At 63.6% G+C, this 24315-nt stretch carries 24 protein-coding genes; 4 read left to right on the top strand and 20 right to left on the bottom strand.

What is annotated here, in order from left to right:
• The 16 genes from LBK75_05440 to LBK75_05365 form a co-directional block, all read right to left on the bottom strand.
• Window positions 1–545, bottom strand: a 545-nt coding sequence (locus LBK75_05440; GenBank protein ID MDR1157737.1) for a hypothetical protein, incomplete at its 3' end; no start/stop codon positions are given.
• A gap of 85 nt (window positions 546–630) precedes the next feature.
• Window positions 631–1320, bottom strand: a complete 690-nt coding sequence (locus tag LBK75_05435; GenBank protein ID MDR1157736.1) for a pilus assembly protein — start codon at window positions 1318–1320, stop codon at window positions 631–633.
• Window positions 1321–1750: 430 nt separating this feature from the next.
• On the bottom strand, window positions 1751–2419 hold the full coding sequence (rnc, locus tag LBK75_05430; GenBank protein MDR1157735.1) for a ribonuclease III: 669 nt from the start codon (window positions 2417–2419) through the stop codon (window positions 1751–1753).
• Window positions 2416–3438, bottom strand: coding sequence for a phosphate acyltransferase PlsX (plsX, locus tag LBK75_05425; GenBank protein ID MDR1157734.1), 1023 nt, complete (start codon window positions 3436–3438; stop codon window positions 2416–2418). Before plsX ends, rnc begins: the two co-directional genes overlap by 4 nt.
• Window positions 3439–3468: 30 nt before the next feature.
• Window positions 3469–4797 (bottom strand): methylenetetrahydrofolate--tRNA-(uracil(54)-C(5))-methyltransferase (FADH(2)-oxidizing) TrmFO, encoded by a 1329-nt coding sequence (trmFO, locus tag LBK75_05420; GenBank protein MDR1157733.1) that lies wholly within the window; start codon window positions 4795–4797, stop codon window positions 3469–3471.
• On the bottom strand, window positions 4784–7072 hold the full coding sequence (topA, locus tag LBK75_05415) for a type I DNA topoisomerase (protein ID MDR1157732.1): 2289 nt from the start codon (window positions 7070–7072) through the stop codon (window positions 4784–4786). Before topA ends, trmFO begins: the two co-directional genes overlap by 14 nt.
• 61 nt (window positions 7073–7133) lie before the next feature.
• Window positions 7134–8354, bottom strand: a complete 1221-nt coding sequence (dprA, locus tag LBK75_05410) for a DNA-processing protein DprA (GenBank protein ID MDR1157731.1) — start codon at window positions 8352–8354, stop codon at window positions 7134–7136.
• A 75-nt stretch (window positions 8355–8429) separates the two neighbouring features.
• Entirely contained in the window at window positions 8430–9203 is a 774-nt protein-coding gene (locus LBK75_05405; GenBank protein MDR1157730.1) for an RNA methyltransferase, read from the bottom strand.
• A 10-nt stretch (window positions 9204–9213) separates the two neighbouring features.
• Window positions 9214–10716 carry a lysine--tRNA ligase gene (gene lysS / locus LBK75_05400; GenBank protein MDR1157729.1) on the bottom strand — a complete coding sequence of 501 codons (1503 nt, stop codon included), beginning with the start codon at window positions 10714–10716 and terminating at the stop codon, window positions 9214–9216.
• A gap of 42 nt (window positions 10717–10758) precedes the next feature.
• Entirely contained in the window at window positions 10759–11232 is a 474-nt protein-coding gene (gene greA / locus LBK75_05395; protein MDR1157728.1) for a transcription elongation factor GreA, read from the bottom strand.
• Window positions 11233–11438: 206 nt separating this feature from the next.
• Window positions 11439–12317, bottom strand: coding sequence for a hypothetical protein (locus LBK75_05390; protein MDR1157727.1), 879 nt, complete (start codon window positions 12315–12317; stop codon window positions 11439–11441).
• Between the two features lie 121 nt (window positions 12318–12438).
• Window positions 12439–13686 (bottom strand): S41 family peptidase, encoded by a 1248-nt coding sequence (locus LBK75_05385; protein MDR1157726.1) that lies wholly within the window; start codon window positions 13684–13686, stop codon window positions 12439–12441.
• Window positions 13687–13830: 144 nt separating this feature from the next.
• Entirely contained in the window at window positions 13831–15018 is a 1188-nt protein-coding gene (locus LBK75_05380; GenBank protein ID MDR1157725.1) for a peptidoglycan DD-metalloendopeptidase family protein, read from the bottom strand.
• Window positions 15019–15096: 78 nt separating this feature from the next.
• The gene (gene ftsX, locus LBK75_05375) at window positions 15097–15996 is read right to left on the bottom strand and encodes a permease-like cell division protein FtsX (protein MDR1157724.1); all 900 of its coding nucleotides are present in this window, start codon (window positions 15994–15996) and stop codon (window positions 15097–15099) included.
• Window positions 15977–16672 carry a cell division ATP-binding protein FtsE gene (gene ftsE, locus LBK75_05370; protein MDR1157723.1) on the bottom strand — a complete coding sequence of 232 codons (696 nt, stop codon included), beginning with the start codon at window positions 16670–16672 and terminating at the stop codon, window positions 15977–15979. The genes ftsX and ftsE overlap by 20 nt, the downstream gene beginning before the upstream one ends.
• A 63-nt stretch (window positions 16673–16735) precedes the next feature.
• A complete protein-coding gene (locus tag LBK75_05365) occupies window positions 16736–17827 on the bottom strand; it encodes a helix-turn-helix domain-containing protein (GenBank protein MDR1157722.1) in 1092 nt (363 codons plus the stop codon).
• 416 nt (window positions 17828–18243) lie between these two features.
• Here LBK75_05365 and LBK75_05360 point away from each other — a divergent pair, with 416 nt between their 5' ends.
• Window positions 18244–19260, top strand: a complete 1017-nt coding sequence (locus tag LBK75_05360; protein ID MDR1157721.1) for an SDR family oxidoreductase — start codon at window positions 18244–18246, stop codon at window positions 19258–19260.
• A 37-nt stretch (window positions 19261–19297) separates the two neighbouring features.
• On the opposite strand, the gene LBK75_05355 is transcribed toward LBK75_05360, so the two are convergent.
• The 4 genes from LBK75_05355 to rpsF all read right to left on the bottom strand — a co-directional run bounded on the left by LBK75_05355 (window position 19298) and on the right by rpsF (window position 21085).
• Complete coding sequence (locus LBK75_05355; GenBank protein ID MDR1157720.1) at window positions 19298–19789, bottom strand: cytidine deaminase; 492 nt, start codon at window positions 19787–19789, stop codon at window positions 19298–19300.
• A gap of 142 nt (window positions 19790–19931) precedes the next feature.
• The gene (gene rpsR / locus LBK75_05350; GenBank protein MDR1157719.1) at window positions 19932–20168 is read right to left on the bottom strand and encodes a 30S ribosomal protein S18; all 237 of its coding nucleotides are present in this window, start codon (window positions 20166–20168) and stop codon (window positions 19932–19934) included.
• 121 nt (window positions 20169–20289) lie between these two features.
• Window positions 20290–20748 (bottom strand): single-stranded DNA-binding protein, encoded by a 459-nt coding sequence (locus LBK75_05345; GenBank protein MDR1157718.1) that lies wholly within the window; start codon window positions 20746–20748, stop codon window positions 20290–20292.
• Window positions 20749–20785: 37 nt separating this feature from the next.
• The gene (gene rpsF, locus LBK75_05340) at window positions 20786–21085 is read right to left on the bottom strand and encodes a 30S ribosomal protein S6 (GenBank protein MDR1157717.1); all 300 of its coding nucleotides are present in this window, start codon (window positions 21083–21085) and stop codon (window positions 20786–20788) included.
• A gap of 236 nt (window positions 21086–21321) precedes the next feature.
• Here rpsF and hprK point away from each other — a divergent pair, with 236 nt between their 5' ends.
• The 3 genes from hprK to LBK75_05325 all read left to right on the top strand — a co-directional run bounded on the left by hprK (window position 21322) and on the right by LBK75_05325 (window position 24233).
• Window positions 21322–22275, top strand: coding sequence for an HPr(Ser) kinase/phosphatase (gene hprK, locus LBK75_05335; GenBank protein ID MDR1157716.1), 954 nt, complete (start codon window positions 21322–21324; stop codon window positions 22273–22275).
• Window positions 22272–22997 (top strand): phosphatase, encoded by a 726-nt coding sequence (locus LBK75_05330; GenBank protein ID MDR1157715.1) that lies wholly within the window; start codon window positions 22272–22274, stop codon window positions 22995–22997. Before hprK ends, LBK75_05330 begins: the two co-directional genes overlap by 4 nt.
• Window positions 22998–23108: 111 nt before the next feature.
• Window positions 23109–24233, top strand: coding sequence for a GGDEF domain-containing protein (locus tag LBK75_05325; GenBank protein ID MDR1157714.1), 1125 nt, complete (start codon window positions 23109–23111; stop codon window positions 24231–24233).
• Window positions 24234–24315: the final 82 nt, after the last annotated feature.

Raw genomic sequence — 24315 nt, 5'->3', positions numbered from 1 at the left:
TTCTTGAATATGGACAGCGAGTCCAAGATGCTCAGCCCTATGCTGGCCGGGCCGCGGTATTTCATGAATTCCACAATCTGGCTCTTTAAAATCCTGGGATTGGCCAAACTGCTGTCGTCGACATACTTGGCCTCAAATGAATCGTACCCCACATCCAATAGGCTGTCGCGCGACTGGGTGCCGGATTTTACAAATATATCCTGAAGCTCCCCCAGCAGTTCGCTCTGCAGATCCAAATCGTCGCTCTCAAGCAAACCGTGCGCTTGCAGCGTGTTTTTAAAATATCGCTCCAGATTCTCCTGCAGGGCGGCGTCCGGATCGGCGTCGTTCTGAGACATCGCAAACAGACCGTAAACGTCCTTCAGCACCGTGTCGTAATTGGCCAGCCCCGCGTTGGTTGTGAGCGCGCCGGAACTCTCCACCAACGCCCGCGACAGATCGAGCCTGGCGGAATCCACCATCAACCCCACAAACGTCATTGTGGGCAGCAAAATGATGGACAGCAACACGGAGATGGAACCTCGGTTCTTTTCTAAAAATCTCATCCCGAACCCTCCCATCGTTCGCCCCCAACGGGCAACCCACTCCCGCGCGGCGTCTCATACACACGGCACGAAAAGACACGCCGTCTCAGCCGCTCTTGAAGAAATCCGTGATCTTGGTAAAAAAAGTGACGAGCTTTTCCGTCACATCCGTTCCGGTGACATCCTCGATGATATCGACCACAAAGTCCGTGTTCCGGACAAATTCGGCCGGCGTTGTGACAGTGACGCGCGACTTCGCCGTCATTGTGTAGACCGGCTCCAACTTGACGTGACCGAGCAGGAGCGGCAGATAGAAGTCCTGCGTGATCTCAACCTCCGCCGACTTGTTGAGAAAGCCCTCCATGCCCGGGATGTCGACGTCGATGTCCGTCAGGCGATCGTCGAGGAGAAAGAGCTGGTTTCGGCTGACAACGTGCTCGATCTTCTCTTCCATGCGGGTCTGAATCAAATCTTCGTGGTAGCTCTTGCTCAAGAACCGGTAGGGATCATTTTCAAAACCGATATCCTTAAACTCATGCCGCTCCTTGTGTCCCGCATAGTCGCTGTCGCCCGCCGCCAAGCCGAGATCTACAATGACGTCGTAGTTGGGGTCGGCGTAAAACTGCTGCGCGAGCAGGACGCCCCGGTGGGCGGCGGAATCCAGCAGCGCGCGCTGGTTTAGCACATACCCCACAAAGAAGATGAACAGCAACACGACGAGACAGAGCGGCAGCACAATGCTGTACTCCACAATGGACGCGGCCCCGTTTTCCTCCCAAATCAGCCTTTTGTACACCCGCAAACCCCCCTCTCGGGCGACACGCCCGCGCTCCCATGCGCCTGACGACACGCAGCGAAGACAGCTTTGCCACACCACTCCACCACAGACAAACGCCACCTGCCGGACCGGTACGGCAAAGCCGCACGATCCCATGGGCGTCCCCGCGACAGATTCTCCAAATTCCCTATCTTTTTCTCTGTTATTTCCCAATAAGGCGAACAAATTATATCTTAAAAGCCAATCAAATGTCAATTGTGCGTTTTTACTCGTCTTCCGCTTATCACCCCTTTTTTGCGCAAAAACGGCGCATATCTGCGCCGTTTTTGCCAACAAACTAACAAGCTGGAAGAGAACACCGTCAAAAAAATTTTTGCGCGGCCGGCCAAATGTCCGAAATCCAGTTGTAGTTTTCCAATATCTGTGGTTTCTTGTCTCCCTGTATTTGTCAGTCTTCGCGCAATGCGCACAAAGCCGCCCGGGCGGCAGCCTGCTCAGCCTCCTTTTTACTGCCGCCGGCGCCGCGGCCGATGGGGCTGCCCTCCAGACACACCTCGACCGTGAAACGCTTGGCGTGGTCCGGACCGGCGCTCTCCACCAGGTGATAGGCGTAGCTCCGGGGCGGGTCTCGCTGGAGAACCTCCTGCAGGGCGGTCTTGTAGTCGGAGGAGTGCTCCGGGATATTTGTCAGCACAAAGCGGTGCACAAACCGGCGCGCCGGCTCCATGCCGCCGTCCAAGAAGATGGCGGCAAGCAACGCCTCCACCGCGTCGGCCGTCAGAGAGGGCCGGCGGCGACCACCCGTGGCCTCCTCGCCCCGACCCAGCAGGAGTGCCTCGCTCAGCCCTATGGCCGACGCCGCGTCGGCCAGCCGGACTTCGCACACGAGCGCCGCCCTGAGCTTCGTCAGCTCCCCCTCCGATTTGCCGGGATAGGCCTCGTACAGATACTCCGCCGCCAAAAATCCCAACACCGAGTCGCCCAAAAACTCCAACCGTTCGTTGGACGCCTTGCAGACGGCGCGATTTTCGTTGAAGTAAGAGCTGTGCGTCATCGCGGTCCGGCACAGCAGGCTGTTTTGAAACGTATATCCTATCGTCTTTTCCAGCTTTGTCACGCGTCCGTCACCTTCAGTTGTTCGATGTGTTCCACAATGGCCTCAATGACGCCCGAAGACGCGAAGGCGGCTGCCTGACGGATCGCCGAGGCAACGGCGCGCGCGTCGGAGGAACCGTGGGCTTTGACGACCGGCGCCGTCACGCCCACAAAGGGCGCGCCGCCGTACTCCGTGTAGTCGATCATCCGCCTGAATGCCCCGAGCCCGTCCTTCACCAGCAGCGCGGCCAGTTTCGTCCGCGCGCGCGCCTTGAACATCGCCTTCATCCGATCGACGAAAAAGAGCCCGACGCCCTCCATCGTCTTGAGCAGGATGTTCCCGGAAAATCCGTCCGATACGACGACGTCCGCCGCGCCGAAGGCGATGTCGCGCGCCTCCACATTGCCGACAAAATGGATCCGTCCCTCGTCACCGGCCCGACGCAGCAGCGCGTACGCCGCCCGGTGCATCTCGTCGCCTTTCGTCGCCTCGGCGCCGATGTTGAGAAGCCCGACCCGGGGCGCCTCCACCCCCATGGTCCGCTGCACATAGCACGAGCCCATCAGCGCGAATTGGAGCAGGTACTCCGGCGTGCACTCAATGTTCGCACCGCAGTCGATCAGCAGCGCACCGCCCTTCGCCGTGGGCAACACGGGCGCCAGCGCCGCCCGGCGGATCCCACGGATCCGTTTGACGATCAGTGTGGCCGCGGTGAGCAGCGCGCCCGTGCTGCCGGCCGACACAAAAGCGTCGCCCTGCCCTGCGGCCAGCATCGTGAGGCCGACGACCACGGACGAATCGCTCTTTTCCCGAACGGCGGCGGCCGGATTCTCCTGCATCCCGATCACCTGGGAGGCATGGGCAATCTCAAGCCCCTTCGGCAGAGCCGGCAGTCCCTCGTCCCGCACGATCCGCAAAATCTCCTCGCCAAGGCCCACCATGACGATGTCCGTCTGCTGCTCCTCCCGGGCCAGCAACGCCCCTCGCACCAGGGCCGTAGGGGCGTTGTCGCCGCCCATGACGTCCAGTATGACCTTCATGTGCTTCCTCTTCTCTTCCTCACAATACGCTCAGGTTTTATTTTCTAAATGTTCCCATATCTCGGGGCAAAGCGCCTCCGTCTCCGCCAGCGCACGGGCGGAGAGGGCCGCGTACCGCTCCGCCTTGGCGCGCACCGGCCTGTCCAGCGGGGGCAGAAGTCCGAAATTGATGTTCATTGGCTGGAACTCCGTGACCGCCGGGTTCGCAATGTAGCGAGCCAGCGCGCCCACCGCGGTGGTCTCCGGCCAGCGCAGGGGCGCCGAGCCGTACAGCCGCCGGGCCATACCGATCCCAGCCGTCAGCCCGGAGGCACAGGACTCCACATAACCCTCCACGCCGGTCATCTGCCCGGCAAAGACGATGTGCGGCGCGCGGCGCAACGCGTACTGCTCCGTGAGCAGGCGGGGCGCGTCGAGATAGGTATTGCGGTGCATGACGCCGTAACGCAAAAATTCCGCCCTGCGCAGCGCCGGGATCAGCGCAAACACACGTTTTTGTTCCCCAAACGTCAGATGAGTCTGACAGCCGACCAAATTGTATACCGTACCGGCCGCATTGTCCCGGCGGAGCTGGAGCACGGCGTAATGAGCGCGTCCGTCCGGGCTGCGCAGCCCCACGGGTTTCAGCGGACCGTAACGCAGCGTGTCCTCCCCCCGACGGGCCATGACCTCCACCGGCATACACCCCTCGAAGACGCGCGCGTCCTCAAATCCGTGCACGCCGGCCTCCTCGGCCGACGCCAGCGCCTCGCGGAAAGCCAGGTACTCTACCTTGTCCAGCGGGCAGTTGATGTAGTCATCCCCACGCCCGTAACGCGAGCCGAACCAGGCGCGGTCCATGTCGAGGCTCTCAAACGAGACGAGCGGCGCCGCGGCGTCGAAGAAATACAGCGTGCAGCCGCCGCCGAGCAGACGGCGGATGTCCGCCGCCAGCGCCCCGGCCGTCAGAGGGCCGGTGGCCACGATGCAATCGCCCTCCGGGACCGTCTCCACCTCGCCCTCCCACCTCACAATACGCGGGTGGGCCTCGACGCGCGCCGTCACCCGACGGGCAAAGTCCTCCCGATCGACCGCCAGCGCCCCGCCGGCCGGCACGCGGGCCTCGTCGGCACAGGCAAGGATCAGCGACCCCAGCCTGCGCAGCTCGGCCTTCAAGAGCCCCGCCGCGTTTTCCAGCCGGTCCCCGCGTAGCGAATTGGAACAGACAAGCTCGGCCAGCAGCGGACTCCGATGCGCCGGCGTGTACCGCCCCGGCTTCATGTCCCACAGCCGCACCGAGACACCGCGGATTGCCAACTGCCAGGCAGCCTCACACCCGGCCAGCCCCGCGCCAACCACCGTGACCTCAGGAGGCGCCATCTGTCCCCGCGGCGGCCTTTTTTGTCGTCCTGCGCCCGCCCGCCGCCTTCACGACCGCCGCCTTGCCCGTCGATTTGGCAGCCGTCTTCTTCGCCGCTGTCGTCTTCGCCGCGCCCGCCTTCGCCGTCTTTTCGGTCGCCGCCTCGGTCTCACCGGCCGCCGTCTCCGCGGCGGCGGCCTTCTTTTTGTACCCGCGCTGGTCCTCTGGCACAAAGGCCGGGCAGGATGGGTTCGCGCAAAACGGCTTGGCCGCGCCGCGCCCGCTGCGCTTGAACAACGTCTTCATACACTCCGGGCAGCGATCCCCTACCGGGACGTCCCAGGTCATGAAACCGCACGCCGGGTGGCGCTCACAGCCGTAGTAGTCGCGATTGTTGCGCGACTTCTTTTTCAAAATGACGGCGCCGCACAGCGGGCACTCGCCCGGCGTCGGCTCCGAAACGGGCTTCGTGTTCTTGCACTCCGGCCAGCCGGGGCAGGCCATGAAACGCCCGAAGCGCCCCATCTTGATCACCATCTTGCGCCCGCAGAGCTCACACACCACATCGGTGGGCTCGTCCGGGACCTTGTAGCGTTTCTTGTCCTCGCCGGCCGCGCGCACAGCGTCGGAGAAGCCGCCATAAAACTCGGAGAGCATGGCCCGCCAGTCCTTGCGGCCCTCCTCGACCTCGTCGAGGTAGTCCTCCATGCGCGCCGTGAACGCCACCTCGATGATGTCGGTGAACTTCTCCTTCATCATCGTTGTGATCACCTCCCCGAGCGGGGTCGGATGCAGCGCCTTGCCCTGACGGACGATATACTCCCGTCCCATGATCGTCGAGATGGTCGGCGCATATGTGGACGGCCGGCCAATTCCTTTTTCTTCCATCGCCCGGATGAGGCTGGCCTCGGTGTAGCGGGGCGGCGGCTGCGTAAAGTGCTGTGCCGGCGTCACGCCGGCCAGCGCCAGCGTCTCCCCCTGCCGCAGGTTCGGCAGCGCGTCGTCTTTCTCGTCGTTTTCGTCGTCGCGCCCTTCCTCATACACGGCCGTGAACCCCGGGAATTTGACCGCGGTGTGGTTGGCGCGGAACACATACTCCGCCGAGAGCGTATCGATGGTCAGCGTGTCGTAGACAGCGTTTTCCATTTGACATGCGACAAAACGCTCCCAGATCAGCCGATAGAGCCGGTATTGGTCCTGGGTGAGGTTGCCGCGCACCCGCTCCGGCGTCAATGTGACATCCGACGGGCGGATGGCCTCGTGCGCGTCCTGCGCGCCGCCCTTCGTCTTGTAGCGGCGGGGCGTCTTGGGACAGTAGCTCTCGCCGTACTGCGTCCGGATGAACGCACGCGCCTGCGTCAGCGCGTCTTCGGAGAGACGCTGGGAGTCGGTGCGCATGTAAGTGATGAGACCCGTGAGCCCGAGGCCCTCGATCTCGACGCCCTCGTAGAGCTGCTGGGCCAACGCCATCGTGCGGCGCGCGCTCATGTTGCACTTGCGCGAGGCCTCCTGCTGCAGCGTGGAGGTGATAAACGGCGGCGCGGGGGAACGCCGGCGCTCCCCCGTCTTCACCTCGTATACGGAAAACGGGGCGTTTGAGACGGCCGCCACCACCGCGTCGGCCTCCGCTTGGTTCTTCAGCGCGCGCTTTTCGGTCCGAGTCCCATAAAAATGCGCCTCGAACCGGCCCGGCCCCTCGACGCGGTCGAGCGCGACATCGATGCTCCAGTATTCTTCCGGGGTAAAAGCGCGGATCTCCTCCTCGCGGTCGACGACGAGCCGTGTGGCCACCGACTGCACCCGGCCGGCGGACAGACCGGGCCGCACCTTGCGCCACAGCAACGGGCTGATCTCGTACCCCACAATGCGGTCAAGCACCCGACGCGCCTGCTGCGCGTCCACCAGGTGTTCGTCGATGGCGCGCGGATGCTTGACACTCTCCCGCACCACCCTCGGCGTAATCTCGTTAAACGTCACCCGCAACGCCTTCTCGTCCGGCAACGCAAGGAGTTCCTTGAGATGCCACGAGATGGCCTCGCCCTCGCGGTCCGGGTCGGTGGCCAGGTAGATGTAGTCTGCCTTGGCCGCCTCGCCCCGCAGCTCCGCAATGGTCTTCTCCTTGCCTGCAATGGGCTGGTAATTTATAGTAAATCCGGCGTCCACATCCACACCCATCGTGGATTTGGGCAGGTCTCGCAGATGCCCCATGGTGGCCTTGACCCGGAAGTCGTTTCCCAGATATTTGCCGATGGTTTTCGCCTTGGCCGGCGACTCCACAATGAGTAGATTCTTCATATGATTCCTCCTGCGGCCAGACGCCCCGGATGGGGCCGTCTTCGGCCGCCTTTCGTCTGTATCAGGTCCGCCCGCCGGCGAGCCGGAAGCGCTTACCGGGCAGGGATTCCGCCCGGCCCTGTAACTCCAGCACCGTGAGCGCGCGCAGCACATGGGCGGCGGACAGCCCCGTCGCCTCCACGATCTCGTCCACATGGCGCGGCGCGCCCGCCACGGCGAGCAGCACCGCCCGCGCATCCTCGTCCAGGTCCGCCAGCATCGTTCCGAGATCCGTCACCTGCGGGGCCGGCTCGGCCGCGGCCGGAGCCTCATCGGGCGTCGGCTGAGCGCGGCCGACCGGCATCCTGTCTTTCGCCCGCACGGCCTCCGCCGCATCCGCCGGCGGCGGCGCTACGCGTTGCGGACGAATCTTGTGGGGGTAGAGCGCGGCGTATTCCGCTAAGACGTCGTCCGGACCCGTCACGAGCTGCGCGCCCTCGCGGATCAGCCGGTTGCAGCCGGCGCTCTCCGGGACGTCGATGTTACCCGGCACCGCAAACACATCGCGGCCCTGTTCGAGCGCGTGGAAGGCCGTGATCAGCGCGCCTGAACGCAGCGGGGCCTCCACCACCATAACGCCCAGCGACAGACCGCTGAGGATCCGGTTTCGGGCCGGAAAATGGGCGGCGAGCGGCGGCGCGCCCGGCGGGTATTCGCTCATCACGGCGCCCGCCGCCGCTATGTCCTCGTAAAGCGCCTTGTTCTCGGCCGGGTAGGGCGTGTCCGCGCCGCAGCCCAGCACGGCCACAGTGGGCGCGCCGGCGCGCAGCGCGGCCCGGTGGGCGTGGGCGTCGACGCCGCGCGCGAGGCCGGAGACGATGAGCATGCCCGCGCGCGCCAGCGCGTAGGAGAGCCGCTCAGCCGCCTGGACACCGTAAGGCGTGGCGCGGCGCGAGCCGACCACGGTCAGCGCCGCCTCCTCGTCGAAGACGGGCAGACGACCCTTCAGATACAGCGTGCAGGGCGGCGCGTGGATGTTCTTCAGCCGCTCCGGGTAGTCCGCGTCCTGCCAGGTGAGGACGCGGAGCCCGGCCAGACTGCACTGCTCCAGGATGCGTTCAGCCGGGTCGAGATCGTGTCGGAGGATCTCCGCGCGCTGCGGCGCGCTGAGATCCGGCACGGCGCGCAGGGCCTCCTCGTCGGCAAAGAACAGATTTTCGGGCGTCCCGAACCGCTCGGCGGCCAAAAAGGCCCCCGCCGCCCCCAACGAACGCAGTGAGCTCAACCAGATCCAATACTTCAAAGCCGCCAAACCATCACCGACTTTCCCGATACGCTCTGAATCCCTGTGACTGGAAAGCAAACATAATTCCCAAATTTATCCTTTTTGCGCATCTCCCGTCGTCCAGCCGTACAGGAGAACGGCGGCGGCGGCCGCCACACCCAAGGAATCCCAGCCCGGGCGAAGCGGAATCCACACCGCCTTGTCCGCGCGCGCCGACAGATCACTGGAAAGGCCCGTGCCCTCGTTGCCAAGCAGGAGCACCATGTCCGGCGGGAACGCGGCCGCCGTCAGGGGCTGTGCCCCGGCGCGGCGCGCGGCGGCGTATACGGGCAGCCAGACACCGTCGAGCAGGGCCGCCGGGTCGTCCGTTTCCCAGACGCGCTGGCGGAAACAGGCGCCCATGCCGGCGCGGACGGTCTTAGGGGCAAACGGGTCGGCGCAGCCGGGGCCCAGAAAGACGGAATCCACCCCAAAGGCCGCGGCGCTGCGGAGGATCGAACCGACGTTGCCGGGGTCCTGCACCCGGTCCAGCAGCAGGTGCCGGCCGGACACCGGCGGCGCGGCCGGCGCCGTCTGAGGCAGGCGGCAGGTAAACACCACGCCCTGCGGCGTGACGGCCGGCGACACACTGTGCAACAGACGCGCCGGCGCCTCCAGCACGCGCGTGTCCGGCGGCAGCGGCGGCAGATCCGTCCCCTCGGCACAGACCACGGTGACGGGCGAGACGCCGACCGCCAGCGCCTCGCGCAGCAGCGTGTGTCCGTCGCACAGGAAGAGCCCGGCCGTGCGCCGGTCGGCGCGCGCGCCCTGGAGCTTTCGCATCTGTTTCAGCGCCGCGTTGTCACGGCTCGTGACGCGCTCCCTCACCGCCCCGCGCTCATTCGATCGGCTTCATCGTGGGGAAGAGCAGTACGTCCCTGATCGAGGGGCTGTCCGTGAGCAGCATGACCAGGCGGTCGATCCCGACGCCGCAGCCGCCCGTCGGCGGCATACCGTACTCAAGCGCCGTGAGAAAGTCCTCGTCCATCATGCCGGCCTCCTCGTCGCCCGCGGCGCGCAGCGCCGCCTGGCGCGCGAAGCGCTCCCGCTGGTCCAGCGGGTCGTTGAGCTCCGAGAAGGCGTTGGCAAACTCCCGCCGCGTGATGAAGAGCTCAAAACGGTCGGTCAGCCTGGGGTCGTCGGGGCAGCGTTTGGCCAGCGGCGACACCTCCACCGGGTGCCGCGTGATGAACGTCGGCTGGAGCAGTTTGTCCTCTACACACCGGTCGAAACATTCGTACAGCCACTCGCCCCAGGAGAGACCCGGCCGCGCCTCAAGGCCCAGGGCCGCGCCTGCGCGGGCCGCCTCCTCCGCCGTGGAAAACGAGAGGAAGTCCACCCCCGCGTATTCCTTCACGGCGTCGACCATGGACAGCCGGCGCCAGGGGGGCGTCAGATCGATCTCCTCGCCCTGATAGGGTATCCGATGGCGGCCCAGCACCGCCAAGGCCACATGGGCCAGCATCTGTTCGGTCAACGCCAGGATCCCGCCGCAATCCGAGTATGCCTCGTAAAACTCGATCGTCGTAAATTCCGGGTTGTGCTTGACGCTCATGCCCTCGTTGCGAAACAGCCGCCCTAGCTCGTACACCCGCTCAAAGCCGCCCACAATCAGCCGCTTCAAGTGCAGCTCGGTGGCGATGCGCAGGTACATGTCGAGATCCAGCGTGTTGTGATGGGTGACGAAGGGCCGCGCGGTGGCGCCGCCGGAGATCGTGCTCAGCACCGGCGTCTCGACCTCAAGATAACCGCGGGCGTCCAAAAAAGCCCGGACGGCCCGGATCACCTTCGAGCGGATCTCGAAGGTGCGGCGCACCTCAGGGTTCATGATGAGATCCACATAGCGCTGACGGTAGCGCAGGTCTGTGTCTGTCAGGCCGTGGAATTTTTCCGGCAGCGGACGCAGCGACTTGGCCAGCAGGGCAACGGCCGTGCAATGGATGGAGATCTCCCCGCGGCGGGTACGGAATACCGTGCCGGCCACGCCGACGATGTCCCCGATGTCCATGCGCTTGAAGCGCGCGAAGGCGTCCTCGCCCAGGTCGTCCACCTTGAGATAGAGCTGGATGCGCCCGGCGCCGTCGAGCAGGTCGCAGAAGAACGCCTTGCCCATGTCCCGCTTGGACAGGATACGGCCCGCCAGAGAGACGCTTTGCCCCTCCCGCTCGGCAAAATGCGCCACGATCTCGGCGCTGTGGGCCGTCACGTCAAAGCGCGTCAGCGCATAAGGGTCGCTGCCCTCCTGCCGCAGGGCGGTCAGCTTGTCCCTCCGAATCCGCAGCAGCTCCGACAGCGGGGCGGCCTGCGTGTTGTCTTGTTCCGACACGTGGCTTCCTCCCATAACCCACGAACGGCCACGGAATCCGTGGCCGCCGCCGGGTATTTAGATCTGGATGTCGAGAATGCGATATCGCAGCACGCCGGCGGGCGCCTCCAGCGAGATCTCCTCGCCCACCCGGCTGCCGACCAGCGCGCGCCCGAAGAGGGATTCGTCCGAGATACGGTTCTCCAGCGGGTTCGCCTCCTGGGAACCGACTACCGCATACTCCTCCCGCTCCTGCGCGTCGAGGTCCAGCACGCTGACACGGCAGCCGACCACCACCTGGTCGGTGTCCAGGCTGTCCGGCTGCAGCACCACGGCATGAGCAATGATGTCCTCCAGCTCCACCATGCGAGAGAACACGCGCCCCTGCTCATTCTTCGCCTCGTCGTACTCGCTGTTTTCCGACAGATCTCCGAAGGACCGCGCCTCTTTGATCTGCTCGGCCACCTCTTTTTCGCGGACGGTCCGCAGATAGTTTAATTCATCCTGCAAATTGCGAAGCCGCTCTTCCGTGAGCTTATATTGTTTTTGCATTGTCCTCACCTATTTCATGGCGACTGGCGCCGGAAGATCATTACACGCGCGTCATAGCCTATATATCGTTACAAACCGACCCAAACTGTACACTTAGCGCCCCGCGCCTCCGCCGGGCACGCGCACCACATTATACCTGAGTATAGTAATTTCCCTCGCATTTGTCAAGAGCTGAGAATTTTTCGTTTCCCCCACGCGGGCGCCTCTCAAAACTGCATGCCCGGCACCGCACCGGTTTCGCCGGACGCCGGCAGAAGGCGGCGGATTCGCACCTCTGCGGGGCTGAGCGCGCCGGCCTCCGCCAGGGCGGCCAACAGAGCGCCGTCGTCGAAACCCGGCGGCCAGTCCGCCGTGAGGCGCACCGGCGGCAAAAAAACCGCGCCGCGCACCACAAGACGTTCGGGCGGGATATGCACCCGGCCGCCGCCGAGCAGAAGCACCGCCGCCCCCGCCCGGACCGGCAGCCGCACACCGCCCGCCGGCGCTTCGAAGACGAGGTAGACGTCAGTCTCCGCAAGCTGCTCCGGCGTCGGATCGGCCAGCGCCGCCACACCGAAGCGGCTCCGCAGCGTCCGGCACAGCGCCGCGCCGCCGCGTCCGGCCGACACCGAGAGAAAACGCGCCCGGCCGCCGCCGCACAGCGCCGCCGCCGCGCCGGCCACCTCCGTCGTCACGCGCGCGGCCACAATAGCCACACGCAGACGGGCGGCCTCCACCCGCAGCATGTCGGCCGCGAGGACCGTCAACCGGTCCGCCAGGCGCCGGCAGAGCGGCGCCGGCGTCCAGGCTCGCAGGCCGTGGCGGGGCAGCAGATCTCCGTCGGGGAATCCGTCGGGCAGCACCACCCCCGTCACCGCCGCCCGGGTAAGCGCCGCCAGCGCCCGGTCCGCGCGGCGCCGGTTTGCCGCCGCCGCTGCGCGCAGCGGGCCGTCGGCCAGCGTGTAGGTCACCCGCGCACGGGCCACATCCGCCCCCCACAGGCGCGCGCGGACAACCGTGCACGCATCCGCCCGCGTCAGTGCGGCCCACAGCCGCCCCCACGCGGGCCGCGGCGGCATCAGCGCCGTCTCCACCAGCCCAAACATGTTCCACCCCCCGCCAGACCGCCGGATCCCGCTCGCTTCGTCAGGCCGGCGGCCCCGCGGCGGTCTCATACGGGCGATCTCACACACTCATACGTATGAGGCCGGGACCGGGTTTAGACATCTACGGCGCGGCGGTCTCCGCATCTGTTTCGGTCTCCTCCCCGGGCAGCGGCGGCAGCTGCTGTGTGAGCACGCCGATCGCCCGTTGGAGCTGCCGATCCTGTTCGAGGGGCAAGGTGTAGAAATTGCGGTTTTCCTCCTCGCTCAGCGCCACGACGTCGTCGGGTGTCAGGCCGACGCCCGAGAGACTGCGGCCCTGCGGTGTGAAGTATTCCACGATCGACAAGATGATCGCCGACTGATCCTCCAGCGGGATCGTCCGCTGGGCGTAACCCTTGCCGGTGGTCGGCTCCCCGACCACCACCGCTTTATCATATTCGCGCAGCGCGGCGGCGAAAAACTCGGCCGCACTGTAGGAGTACCCATTCACGAGCACCGCCATCGGCAGGTCCACCTCGCCCGGCTCCGACGTGAAGACGTGCTCGGTGCCGTCCTTGGCGCGCAGCGTGATCAGAGTGCCCTCCGGCAGCAGCAGGTCCAGCATGGGCCGCATGACGTCGAGCTGGCCGCCCGGGTTGAACCGCACGTCGAAGATGAGCGCGCGGACGCCGGCGCCCTGCAAGCGGGCGACCGCCTCGCGAAAGTCCCTGTCGACGCCGCTTTCAAAGTTGCGGATGCGCACGAGACCAATGTCCTGCCCGGCCAAAATCTCCGACGACACCGCCCGCAGGCCGACGGCCCGGCGCGTCGGGCTCACCTCCGTCCGCGTCCCGTCGGGGCGCAGGATCGTGAGGCGCACCTGTGTGTTCTCCGCCCCGCCGATGGCCCCCACCGCCATCTCAAACCCCATCTCGATCACCGGCGCGCCCTCCACCTCGACAATGCGATCGAAGGCCTTTATCCCGCTCTCCTCCGCCGGGGAGTCCTCGTACACCTCAAGCACCAAGATATCGCCCTCCGGGTGCTGTGCGGCCGTGACGCCGATGCCCACATAGCGGTTGTCGGCGGCGCGCTGGTAGCGCGCGTACTCCTCGGCGCTTAGGTAGTGCGAATATTGGTCGTCCAACGAGCGCACCATGCCGTCGATGGCGCTGTCGTACAGTCGGACCCGGTCCACCTGGCCGACAAACTGATCTTGAATGATCTCACGGGCGGCAATCAGCTTACTCAGTTCCTCCTTTTGCGCCTGAAATACCTCAAGCTGTTCTTTGAGCTGGACGGAGGCCCGGTTGTACCCGATCAGCGCCGCCGCCGCGGCCACCAACAGCATGAGCGCCAACACCGTGCTCAGTGTAAATCGTTTTTTCATGCCTTCTCCTTTTTTCAACGAAATGGTTTGCGGAAGTATTTTCCGCAAACCATCAAAGCAATCTGGGTATCTGCACGCCCGGATGCCCGCGTGTCCGGTCACCGGGCCGTCTGTCCAAAGTCTGTTGCGCCCCGGCCGGTTTTCTCAGCCCGACACCTTGGTAAAGTAGTTCATCGGGTTCACCTGCGTGCCGTTGATGATGATCTCGAAGTGCAGGTGCGGACCGGTGGAGAGACCGGTGGAACCCACGTAGCCGATGACCGCCCCCTTCTTCACCTTCTGCCCCACCGACACGCCGATGCGGCTCATATGGCCGTACAGCGTGGCCTGCCCGCCGCCGTGGTCGATGACGACACAGTTGCCGTACCCGGAGTTGTAATCGGCCTTGATGATCTCTCCGCCGTTGGCCGCGAGGATCTTGGTGCCCGTGGGCGCGGGAATGTCCTGGCCCGTGTGCAGTCTGTTGCGCTTGAGAATCGGATGGTAGCGGAGGCCATAGGGAGAGCCTGCCGTGTAACCGGGCAGCGGCCAGGTGTATTCGCCGCCCACATACACGGTGTTCTTGCGGGCCAGCTCCGCCATGAGGCTGCTGATCTGCCGCTGCAGCGCCTTCTCGGCATCCTCCTTCTCCTGAATGGCCTTGCGGTACTCGGTCTCCTCCTTTTCGAGCTCCTGCAACATCTGGACCTGCTCACGGCTCTGGCTGGCGAGTTCCGCCCGCCGGTCGGAGAGGGTCTGCTTGACGGAGGACTGCTCATCTTTGTCGGCCTCAAGCGCGCGCTTTGTCTCCTCGACCACGAGACGTGTCGCCTGCAGATCCTCCATCAGCGCGAGGTCGTAGTCCATGATCTCCTGCACGGTGCCAATGCGCCCGAGCAGGTCGGAAAAGCTGTCGGCCGACAGCAGCACGCCGAGATAACCCGTGTCACCGGCCTCCTCCATCGTCCGCATCCGGACGCGGAAAGCCTCGTACTGCTCGGCCTCGCGGCGCAGCGCCTCGTCCAATTCCGCCTGCCGGCGCGCGATCTCGCCGGTGAGCATCGCGATGAGCTCCTCTGTGTTTTGGATCTCCTGCTCGGTGATGTCGATCTGCTTGTCGAGCGCCTCCTTCCGCTTGGCGGCAGAGGCCTTCTCCTGCTTCACCTGAGAGAGCTCCTCTTGAATCTTTTTCTTCTCCGCCGCGAGCGACTTGGAGTTCTGCCGCAGCGCGTCGAGCGACGACGCCGCACCGGCGGCGGGGATCGTCACGGAATAGATAAAACCAAACACCAGCGCAAACACGAGCAGCAGCGCCAACGCTACAGCAAACACGCGCGTCTTGTTGTTACGCACGGCCTCGGCCCCCTTCCCCGGGATCGTATAATTGCATCTTGTATATTTTACTATGTTTTATACGTCTTGTATTACATCCTACACCCGCATGAACCGGCGGATCGTCAACAAACTGCCGCCCATACCGACGAGGAACCCCACCAGCAGGAACACGAGGAGCACGGCCGGCAGGATCTCGTCAAAGGGCGCCATCTGCACGAGGGCAATGTTTTTGAGCCCCTCGGTGACGCGCCGCGAGAGCGACAAATAAAGGCCCCACTGGAGAAAAAATGCGGCGACGGCGCCGGTCAGCCCCAGCAAAAACCCTTCGATGACAAACGGCCAGCGGATGAACCGCTTCGTGGCCCCCACCACCCGCATAATGGCGATCTCCTCGCGCCTATCGAAGGTGGCGAGTTTCACCGTATTGGAGATAATGAACACGGACACCGCGAGCAGCACGACGATGAGCGCCAGGCTGACGGTGTTGACCACTCCGCGCACGAGCAGGATGTTCTCGGTGATGTCGAGCCGGGCGTTCACCTGGTCGACGCCGGGCACGTTTCGGAGCTGTTCCACCGTCTCGGCCATCCGCTCCGTGTCAATCAGGCGAACCACATAACGGTGACGCAGCGGGTTGTCCTGCTCCAGCCCCTCGATCAGCGCACTGTACTCCTCGTCCAGCCGCGCACCAAACTGGACCAGCGCCTCGTCACGGGAGACAAAGGTACTGATGTCGACGTTGTCGAGGCGGTTGATGCGCGTTCCGACGCTACGCGCCTCGGCGTCCGACAGCGTCTCGTCCACAAAGACGTAGATCTCGCTGCTGTTTTGGATGTCGCCGATGAGTGCGTTTAAGTTGTAGGCAAGCAGAGAGAAACTGCCCATGATGAGCAGACAGGCCACGATGACGCCGATGGCGGCAAAACTCATAAATCCGTGTACGAAAATGCCGCGGACACCTTCTCGGAAAAAATAACTAGTTTCGTAGCGCTTCATACTGGTAGTACCCACCTGTCCTGTCACTGATGATCCGGCCGCCGTCGATGGCTACCACGCGTTTCGCGAAACGGTTCACAAGTTCTTTTTCGTGTGTGACGGCCAGCACCGTGGTGCCCAGCGCGTTGATGCGCTCCAACAAGGTCATGATCTCCAACGAGCGGGCCGGGTCCAGATTCCCGGTGGGCTCGTCGGCAATGATGACCTTGGGGTTGTTGATAAGCGCCCGCGCGATGGCCACGCGCTGCTGCTCGCCGCCCGAGAGTTCGTAGGGGCGGCGGCGCGCCTTGTGGGAGAGCCCGACGAGGTCGAGTACATAGGGCACGCGCATGCGTATCTCACGCGGCGACGCACCCACCACCCGCATCGCGAAGGCGACGTTTTCGTAGACGCTTTTCTTTTCCACAAGGCGGAAGTCCTGAAAGATGACGCCCAGTGTGCGGCGAAGAAACGGAACGTCCCGCGCGCGCAGGGCGCCGATGCTGTAGCCGTTTACGTGGACGCGCCCCTCGCTGGGGCGGATCTCCCCGGTCAGCAGCTTGATGATCGTGGACTTGCCGGAGCCGGAAGGCCCCACCAGAAATATAAATTCCCCGTCGTCGATGCGCAGGCTCACGCCTTTGAGGGCTCTGGTGCCGTTGTCATAGGTCTTGCATACATCAACCAGACGAACCAAACGACAAGCCTCCCTCGTTTTGTCCCGCCCCGGGGGACGCGTTTGAATGGGTAGTGCGCGGGGTCAATACACGTCCTCGCGGGAGAGGAGATATCTCTTGACCATCATCGCCACTTTGAAGATGATGGCGTGGTCGAACTCCCGCAGATCGAGCCCCGTGAGTTTTTTGATCTTTTCGAGCCGGTACACCAACGTGTTGCGGTGTACGAAGAGTTTGCGCGAGGTCTCGGAGACGTTCAGGCTGTTTTCGAAGAATTTTTGGATCGTGATCAGCGTCTCCTGGTCCAGCGAGTCGATCGAATTTTTCTTGAACACCTCGGAGAGGAACATCTCGCACATCGTGATTGGGAGCTGGTAGATGAGGCGTCCGATCCCCAGATTTTCGAAATTGATGATTGTCTTTTCCGTGTCGAAGACCTTGCCCACTTCGATGGCGATCTGGGCCTCCTTGTACGACCCGGCCAGGTCTTTGAGGCTGTCTACCACCGAGCCGATGCCGATGACGGTCTTGATATACAGCTCGGAGTTGATCGTCTCTTCGATGGCGGCGGCCAGCTTGCGCAGATCCTGTGTGTCCACGCCGGCTTTGACCTGTTTGACAAGCGCGACGTCCGTCTCGTTCAGGCTCGCCACAAAATCGATCTGCCTGTCTGGGAAGAGACCCTGCACGACGTCGATGACCGCGAGGTCCGTCTTGCCCACCTGGCGCACCAAAATGACCACACGGGGCACATCACTCTCGAAGTGAAGCTCCCGGGAGCGCATGTAGATGTCGCCCGGCAGGATGTTGTCAAGCAAGATATTCTTGATAAAGGTGGTCTTGTCGTGTTTTTCGTCGTAGAAGGTCTTGGCGCCGTTCAGCGCCACCGCCGAAAGCAGGCACACCTCGCGCGCGGCGGCGTCCTCTCCTTCTACGAACACGGCGTAATCGTACTGAAGACCCCAACTGAGCAGAGTCTTGAACGTGTAACCGTTCAGTACGACAACAGGGTCCGTGCGCAGGGACAGTTCGCCGGCGGCGTCCTCCCACACCCGACCCACTAGGGACGCGTCGGTGCAGGCCACCACTTCCCCGCTCGCGTCCATCACGCCGATGACGTCGTTTACGACGTCTTTCATTTGGGCGACGATGCCTTGAAACAATCTGCTGGACATGCACACATCCTCCTCAGTGCTCCGGACATGGACCGACCTCCGTCTTGTCGGGCCGGCCCTGTGGGCGGGCTTGCAGGACAGGCTGCCCAATCTTGAGCGCCTCTCCTTATTTTTATATCTTAGTATGGATCGGTCCATTTTGCAAGAGGGAGTTTATATAATTTATATAAACGTAACAAACTCACGCCGGCGGCACAAAGCCTCCCGTTCTCTCATCGGTATTTTGGAGCCCGTTCATTAGCACAATTTCGCATTTTATCGGCGATCTCTACACATTTTTCTGTATTTCTTTGCATCAAGCGTCGGCAAAACAGCTTGGACCCATTGTGTGCCGCGCCGAAACGGGATATAATGAAACCGGTGTCCGGCCCCTCGGCCGGGCCCGCACCACGAACCGGACGACAAGGAGGCGCGCTATGAAAGCACTGTTTATCGGCGGAACCGGCGTCATCAGCGAATCCATCACCCATTTGGCGGCCGAGCGCGGCTGGGCGCTCACACTGCTGAACCGCGGCCGGCGGAACACCGCGGCGCCGGCGGGCGTCGAATGTCTCACGGCAAACATCCACGACGAGGCCGCCGTGCGGGCCGCGCTCGGCACGCGCCGCTTCGACGTGGTGGCCGACTTCATCGCCTATGCCCCGGCGCATGTCGAGCGGGACGTCCGACTCTTCGCGGACAGGACGGACCAATATATCTTCATCAGCTCGGCCTCGGCCTACCAGAAGCCGCCGGCCCACTACCGCATCACGGAGAGCACGCCGCTCGTAAACCCGCACTGGCAGTACTCCCGTGATAAGATCGCCTGCGAGGAGGTCCTGCTGGCCGCCCACCGCGCATCCGGCTTCCCCGTGACGGTCGTCCGTCCGTCCCACACCTACGACTACAAGACGCTGCCGCTGGGCCTGCACGGCGCGGGCGGCGCGTGGGGCGTCGTCAGCCGCATCCATCGGGGCCGGCCGGTGCTCATCCAGGGCGACGGCACCTCGCTGTGGACCGTCACGCACAGTTCGGACTTCGCCAAGGCGTTTGTGCGGCTCATGGGTCACCCGGCGGCGGTGGGCGAGGCCGTGCAGATCACAAGCGACGAAGTTCTCACCTGGAACCGGATCTACGACACGATCGGCCGCCTGCTGGGCGTACCCGTACGGCCGTACCACGTGGCCTCCGACTTCATCATCGCCTGCGACCCCTCGTTCGACGGCCCCCTGCTCGGGGACAAGGCGCACTCCGTCGTCTTCGACAACAGCAAGATGAAACGCCTCGCGCCGGACTTCGTGGCCACGACGCGTTTCGACGAGGGCGCCCGGCAGTCGGTCGCGTACTTCCTCGCCCACCCGGAGTGCCATGCCCCCGACGCGCCGTTTGACGACTTCTGTGACAGGGTCATCCACGCGCTGGACGCGGCGGCCGCCGCCGTGCGGGGCGCGTGAGCAGCCGCGCGCCCCGCACGGCCGGCGAGGCGCGGACTCAGTAGCCGAATTCGCCGCGGAGGGATTCGTCGTTTTCGACCCAGTCCTTCTGCACGTCGTACACCGTGTACTCCGTCTCTGTGTTGCGCACCACCACGCGCTCGATGCCGGCGTTGATCACCATGCGCTTGCACATGGCGCAGCAGTTTGTGTCCGGCAGCAGCGCGCCGGTCTTCGCGTCCCGACCGACGAGGTAGAGGGCGGCGCCGATCATCTCGCTCCGGGCCGCGGAGATGATGGCGTTCATCTCCGAATGCACGGAACGGCACATCTCGTAACGCTCGCCGCGGGGGATGTTCAGCGCCTCGCGCATGCAGCGTCCGACGTCGATGCAGTTGGCCCGCCCGCGCGGCGCGCCGGCGTATCCGCTCGAGATGATCTCGTCGTTCTTCACAATGAGAGAGCCGTAGTTGCGGCGCAGACAGGTACCCCGTTCCAGTACGGTCTCGGCGATGTCCAGATAGTAATTCTGTTTGTCTGTACGCGGCACAGCCACCACCCCTGATGGCAATTGACAATTAAAAATTGACAATTGCGGGAGATGTTTGCGGGAGTTTCCCGATTTGGAATATATCGGGCGAGTATATCAACAGGGAGAGGGCGTTGGCCCTCTCCCGCGGTCGCGTGGCGAATCAGTCGGTCACAAAGGGCAGCAGCGCCAGATGACGCGCGCGCTTGATGGCCTCCGTGAGATCCCGCTGGTGGCCGGCGCAGGTGCCGGTCATGCGGCGGGGCAGAATCTTCGCGCGCTCGGAAATATAGCGGCGCAGACGGGCGGTGTCTTTGTAATCGATGTGCTCGATGCGGTCCACGCAAAACGAACATACCTTGCGGCGCTTGCGGCCGCGCTGCGGACGGTCTGAAGCCATCGGACATGCTCCTTTCATCGGCCCCGGGCCCCAGCCCCGCAGGCCGGCTGCCCAAGTCCGTCTTATCTGTAAAATATTTCCATCTCATAAGGCGGCGCCCGACTCGGCGGGGCGCTCTATGTCAGAACGGCAGTTCGCCGTCGTCCTCGAGTTCGGCAAAACCGCCGGAGGCGGGATCGCTCACGGCGGGCGCCGGCGCGGCGGCGCGAGGGACGGGGACGGGCGCGGCGGACGGGTCGGCGCCGGAGGCGCCGCGCTTTTCGGCAAAGTGCACCTCGTTTGCCACAATCTCGAAGCTGGTGCGGTTGTTGCCGTCCTTGTCCTTCCACTCGCGCTGCTGGATGCGGCCGGCCACCGCCACGAGCTGCCCCTTTGTGAACCACTTGGAGACAAACTCAGCCTGCTTGTCCCAGCAGACGATGTCTATGAAATCGGCGGTCTGCTGCTGTGGGTTTTCGGCATTGGACCGGTACCCGCGGTCCACCGCCAGGCGGAAGGACGCGACCGGCGTGTTGCTCTGGGTGTGGCGCAGTTCGGGATCTCTTGTGAGTCGCCCCATCAAAATGGCTTTGTTCAGCATGACAGCCCCTCCTTGCTCGTCTTCTTTCTCTTTTTACTTATTTTTCGTCTTTGCAAATGGTGAGCCAGCGGAGTACGTTTTCGGTGATGCTGAAGACGCGCTCCAGTTCCTCCGGGAACGAGGGCGCCGACTCAAACGTCATCAGCACATAGTAGCCGTCCGTCACGCGGTTTATCTCGTAGGCAAGCCTGCGCTTGCCCCACTCCTCCACGGCGGTCAGGGTACCATGCGCCTCGACCAGTTCCCGGAACTTCTGCACTAGGGCGGCTGTCTCCTCTTCGCCGAGCGTGCCGTTCAGGATATACATGGTCTCGTACTTGGCTGTGATTTTCGCCATTGTTTGCACCTCCTTTTGGACATATGGCCCCCGGACGGCGACGTCCCTTTCGGTGCGCCGGGAGCAAGGATGTGCCCAAATCACGATATGGACACTTCTTCTATTATACAGGATACCGGGCGGATGTCAACCATCAATCATCGCCGCGGGCAGATTGGGGCAGATTGCTGTTGCCAAGGGGCCGGGAACCGGGTATAATACAAAGCGGAAACGTCAGAAGCAAAGCGGGGTGAACCATGAACAATCTATACAATGTGAAGCTGACGGACCTCATCGACGAGTTCAATCTCGATGTGGTCTATCAGCCGCCGCAGATGGAGAAGACACTGATCGTCACCGACGACGTAAACCGCCCGGGCCTGCCGCTGGCCGGTTTTTTTGACTATTTCGACGCCAGCCGCATCCAGGTCGTGGGCAAGGTAGAGGCCACTTTTGTCGAGCGCTTCACAACGGAGCGGCGGCGGAAGGCCTTCGAAAAACTGATGTCGAAGAAGATCCCGGCGATCATCTTCTCGCGCGGCATCGAACCCTTCTCGGAGTGCATGAGTCTGGCCGAGCAGTACGAGGTGCCCGTCCTTTCGACGATCGAGTCGACCTCCCACCTCATGAGCGCGATGATCGCCATGCTCAAAGTGGAGCTCGCGCCCCGTATCACGCGGCACGGCGTACTGGTGGAAGTCTACGGCGAGGGCATCTTGCTGCTCGGCGAGAGCGGCGTCGGCAAATCGGAGACCGCCATCGAGCTTGTAAAGCGCGGCCACCGCCTGATCGCCGACGACGCCGTCGAGATCAAAAAAGTGTCGGCCAAGACGTTGGTGGGTTCGGCGCCCGAACTCATCCGCCACTACATCGAGCTGCGCGGCATCGGCGTCGTGGACGTGCGGCGTATTTTCGGCATGGGCGCCATCAAACAGACGGAGAAGGTGGATCTCATCATCAACATCGAACAGTGGGACGAAAACACCCAGTACGACCGGCTGGGACTTGAGGACTTGACCACTCGGATTCTGGACGTGGAGATTCCCTCTCTCACGGTGCCGGTGAAGCCCGGGCGGAATCTGGCTGTGATCATCGAAGTGGCGGCCATGAACAACCGCCACAAGAAGATGGGCTTCAACGCGGCGCGTGACTTCACCGACCGGATCAATACCCATTTCGAGGCGAGCAGCCTGCTTGGAGACGATCTATGACGGGGCTCACAGGCATCGCGGCGGACCTGCACACCCACACGCTGGCCAGCACGCACGCTTTCTCTACGGTCATGGAAGTCTGCACGGCCGCGGCCGCGGCGGGACTTGCGGCGGTGGCCGTCACCGATCACGCGCCGGCCCTGCCGGACGCGCCGCACGAGTGGCACTTCGAGGGGTCCGACCTGCCGGCGCACTGCGCGGGCGTGCGCCTCCTGACGGGCGCGGAGGTCAATGTGCTGGACTGGGCGGGCACGGTCGATCTGCCGGCGCATATCCTCGCCAATCTGGACTTCGTCATCGCCTCTCTGCACCGGCCCTGCCGGACGCCGGGCACGCGGGATCAGCACACGGCGGCCTGGCTGTCCGTCGCCGGCAACCCTCTGATCGACTGCCTCGGCCACCCCGGCCAGCCGAACTTCCCTTTTGATCACGAGGCCGTCGTCCTGCGCTGCCGGGAGACCGGCACGCTGATCGAGATCAACAGTCACTCGCCGGTCGCGCGCCCCGGCAGCGAGGAGAACTGCCGGGCCTTGGCACGCTGCTGCGCGCGCCACGGCGTGCCGGTGGTCGTAAACACAGACGCCCACTGGGCCGGCCAAGTGGGAGACGTGAGCCTGGCGCTGGCGCTGCTGGCCGAGATCGATTTCCCCGAAGCGCTCGTCATAAACGCCACGCGCGCGCGGCTGGCCGACTGGCTTCGCCGTCGGGGCGTCACGCTGTAAGCGTCCCGCGCGGCGCCTTCCTCGCTGGGTCTTTACGCAACGGACAAAATGTAGTACACTGAGACCAAGCGGGGGAAACGGCGGATAAATGATCCATTTGGAGGTGGTGAGATGAGTCCGCGGACATGGTTCCGGGAAAAGATCGATTCTCTGGTGAGCGACGAATATCTGCTCGGCGTGGAGGAGCACCGCTGGCGGTCGAACCTCACATTTTTGATGACCTTTGTGCTCGTCCTTTGCCTGCTCATGTCCCCTGTATATTTTTTCAACCACTATACGGCGGATCTCGTCGCCGTTCTCAGCACCGCAGGGGTGAGCGCGTTTTGTCTCTTCCTGCTCCACCATCTGCGCCGCCACGAATGGCCGTTCTATTTGTTCGCCGTGTACCTGACGTTTTATTCAATGTTCCTGATGCTGTTCGGCGCCGCGGCCGGGTTTTCCGTACTGTGGGTGCTGGCGTACCCGCTCGCCGTCTGTTTCTTTCTTGGCAACCGCTTCGCCCAACCCTATCTCACGATCCAAATCGCCAGCATCCTGATTCTCTTCTCTCCGCTGTTCGACCAGTGGCGCACGGCGCGTTATTCGTTGAACTTCCGGCTCCAGTTTCCCATCATCTTCGTGGCGTTTTCGTGTCTCGCGATGGTGGTGGAGCACGTGCACCAGCGCACGGGGCAGAAACTCATCGACATGGCCAAACGGTTTTCCGCCTCGGCCAACCAGGATCAGCTCACCGGGCTGTCGAACCGCCGCGCATTCTACGACGTGATCGAGCGGGAACAGGCCCGCGAGCGCCGGCATCGCTGCGGTCTGCAGCTCATCATGTGCGACATCGACTGGTTCAAGGCGATCAACGACCGGTTCGGTCATCAATACGGCGACCGTTTCCTTATCCACGTGGCTCAGCTCTTCAAGACCAGCCTGCGCAGCGAGGACTACTGCTTCCGCTGGGGCGGCGAGGAGTTTTTGATTGTGCTGCCGAACACCACGGTGGCCGGCGCGGTGATGGTAGCGGAGCGCCTGCGCAGCGCGATGACGACGACGCCGCTGGAGGACAAACACTTCGGCCCGATCTCCGCCACGATGAGTTTCGGCATCCACACCTTCAACATGGCGCAGTCCGTGGATGAAAATGTGGCCCAGGCCGATCACTGCCTCTACCGTGCCAAACAAAACGGCCGCAACCGGATCGAACACGACATGGCCGAGCTGCTGCCGGCGGAAACCGTTGACAGCTGACAGTTCTTAGAGAAATCTCAACCTTTCCTGTCCCTCAAGTTTGATTTTGTCCTTCACAATGGGAACACAATCAAACCGAGGA

The sequence above is a fragment of the Oscillospiraceae bacterium genome (assembly GCA_031265355.1).
Lineage (GTDB): Bacteria > Bacillota > Clostridia > Oscillospirales > UBA929 > JAIRTA01.
Note: the sequence above shows the minus strand (reverse complement) of the source record. Positions and strands in the feature narration are given on the sequence as shown.

Excerpts from the sequence above, each read along its gene's own strand:
- lysS (MDR1157729.1), bottom strand. The coding sequence starts at position 10,716 with ATGGGAGGAAGCCACGTGTCGGAACAAGACAACACGCAGGCCGCCCCG.
- plsX (MDR1157734.1), bottom strand. The coding sequence starts at position 3,438 with ATGAAGGTCATACTGGACGTCATGGGCGGCGACAACGCCCCTACGGCC.
- rpsF (MDR1157717.1), bottom strand. The coding sequence starts at position 21,085 with ATGGCGAAAATCACAGCCAAGTACGAGACCATGTATATCCTGAACGGC.
- LBK75_05360 (MDR1157721.1), top strand. The coding sequence starts at position 18,244 with ATGAAAGCACTGTTTATCGGCGGAACCGGCGTCATCAGCGAATCCATC.
- rpsR (MDR1157719.1), bottom strand. The coding sequence starts at position 20,168 with ATGGCTTCAGACCGTCCGCAGCGCGGCCGCAAGCGCCGCAAGGTATGT.
- topA (MDR1157732.1), bottom strand. The coding sequence starts at position 7,072 with ATGAAGAATCTACTCATTGTGGAGTCGCCGGCCAAGGCGAAAACCATC.
- LBK75_05325 (MDR1157714.1), top strand. The coding sequence starts at position 23,109 with ATGAGTCCGCGGACATGGTTCCGGGAAAAGATCGATTCTCTGGTGAGC.
- ftsX (MDR1157724.1), bottom strand. The coding sequence starts at position 15,996 with ATGAAGCGCTACGAAACTAGTTATTTTTTCCGAGAAGGTGTCCGCGGC.
- LBK75_05390 (MDR1157727.1), bottom strand. The coding sequence starts at position 12,317 with ATGTTTGGGCTGGTGGAGACGGCGCTGATGCCGCCGCGGCCCGCGTGG.
- LBK75_05385 (MDR1157726.1), bottom strand. The coding sequence starts at position 13,686 with ATGAAAAAACGATTTACACTGAGCACGGTGTTGGCGCTCATGCTGTTG.
- LBK75_05365 (MDR1157722.1), bottom strand. The coding sequence starts at position 17,827 with ATGTCCAGCAGATTGTTTCAAGGCATCGTCGCCCAAATGAAAGACGTC.
- trmFO (MDR1157733.1), bottom strand. The coding sequence starts at position 4,797 with ATGGCGCCTCCTGAGGTCACGGTGGTTGGCGCGGGGCTGGCCGGGTGT.
- hprK (MDR1157716.1), top strand. The coding sequence starts at position 21,322 with ATGAACAATCTATACAATGTGAAGCTGACGGACCTCATCGACGAGTTC.
- LBK75_05330 (MDR1157715.1), top strand. The coding sequence starts at position 22,272 with ATGACGGGGCTCACAGGCATCGCGGCGGACCTGCACACCCACACGCTG.
- greA (MDR1157728.1), bottom strand. The coding sequence starts at position 11,232 with ATGCAAAAACAATATAAGCTCACGGAAGAGCGGCTTCGCAATTTGCAG.
- LBK75_05345 (MDR1157718.1), bottom strand. The coding sequence starts at position 20,748 with ATGCTGAACAAAGCCATTTTGATGGGGCGACTCACAAGAGATCCCGAA.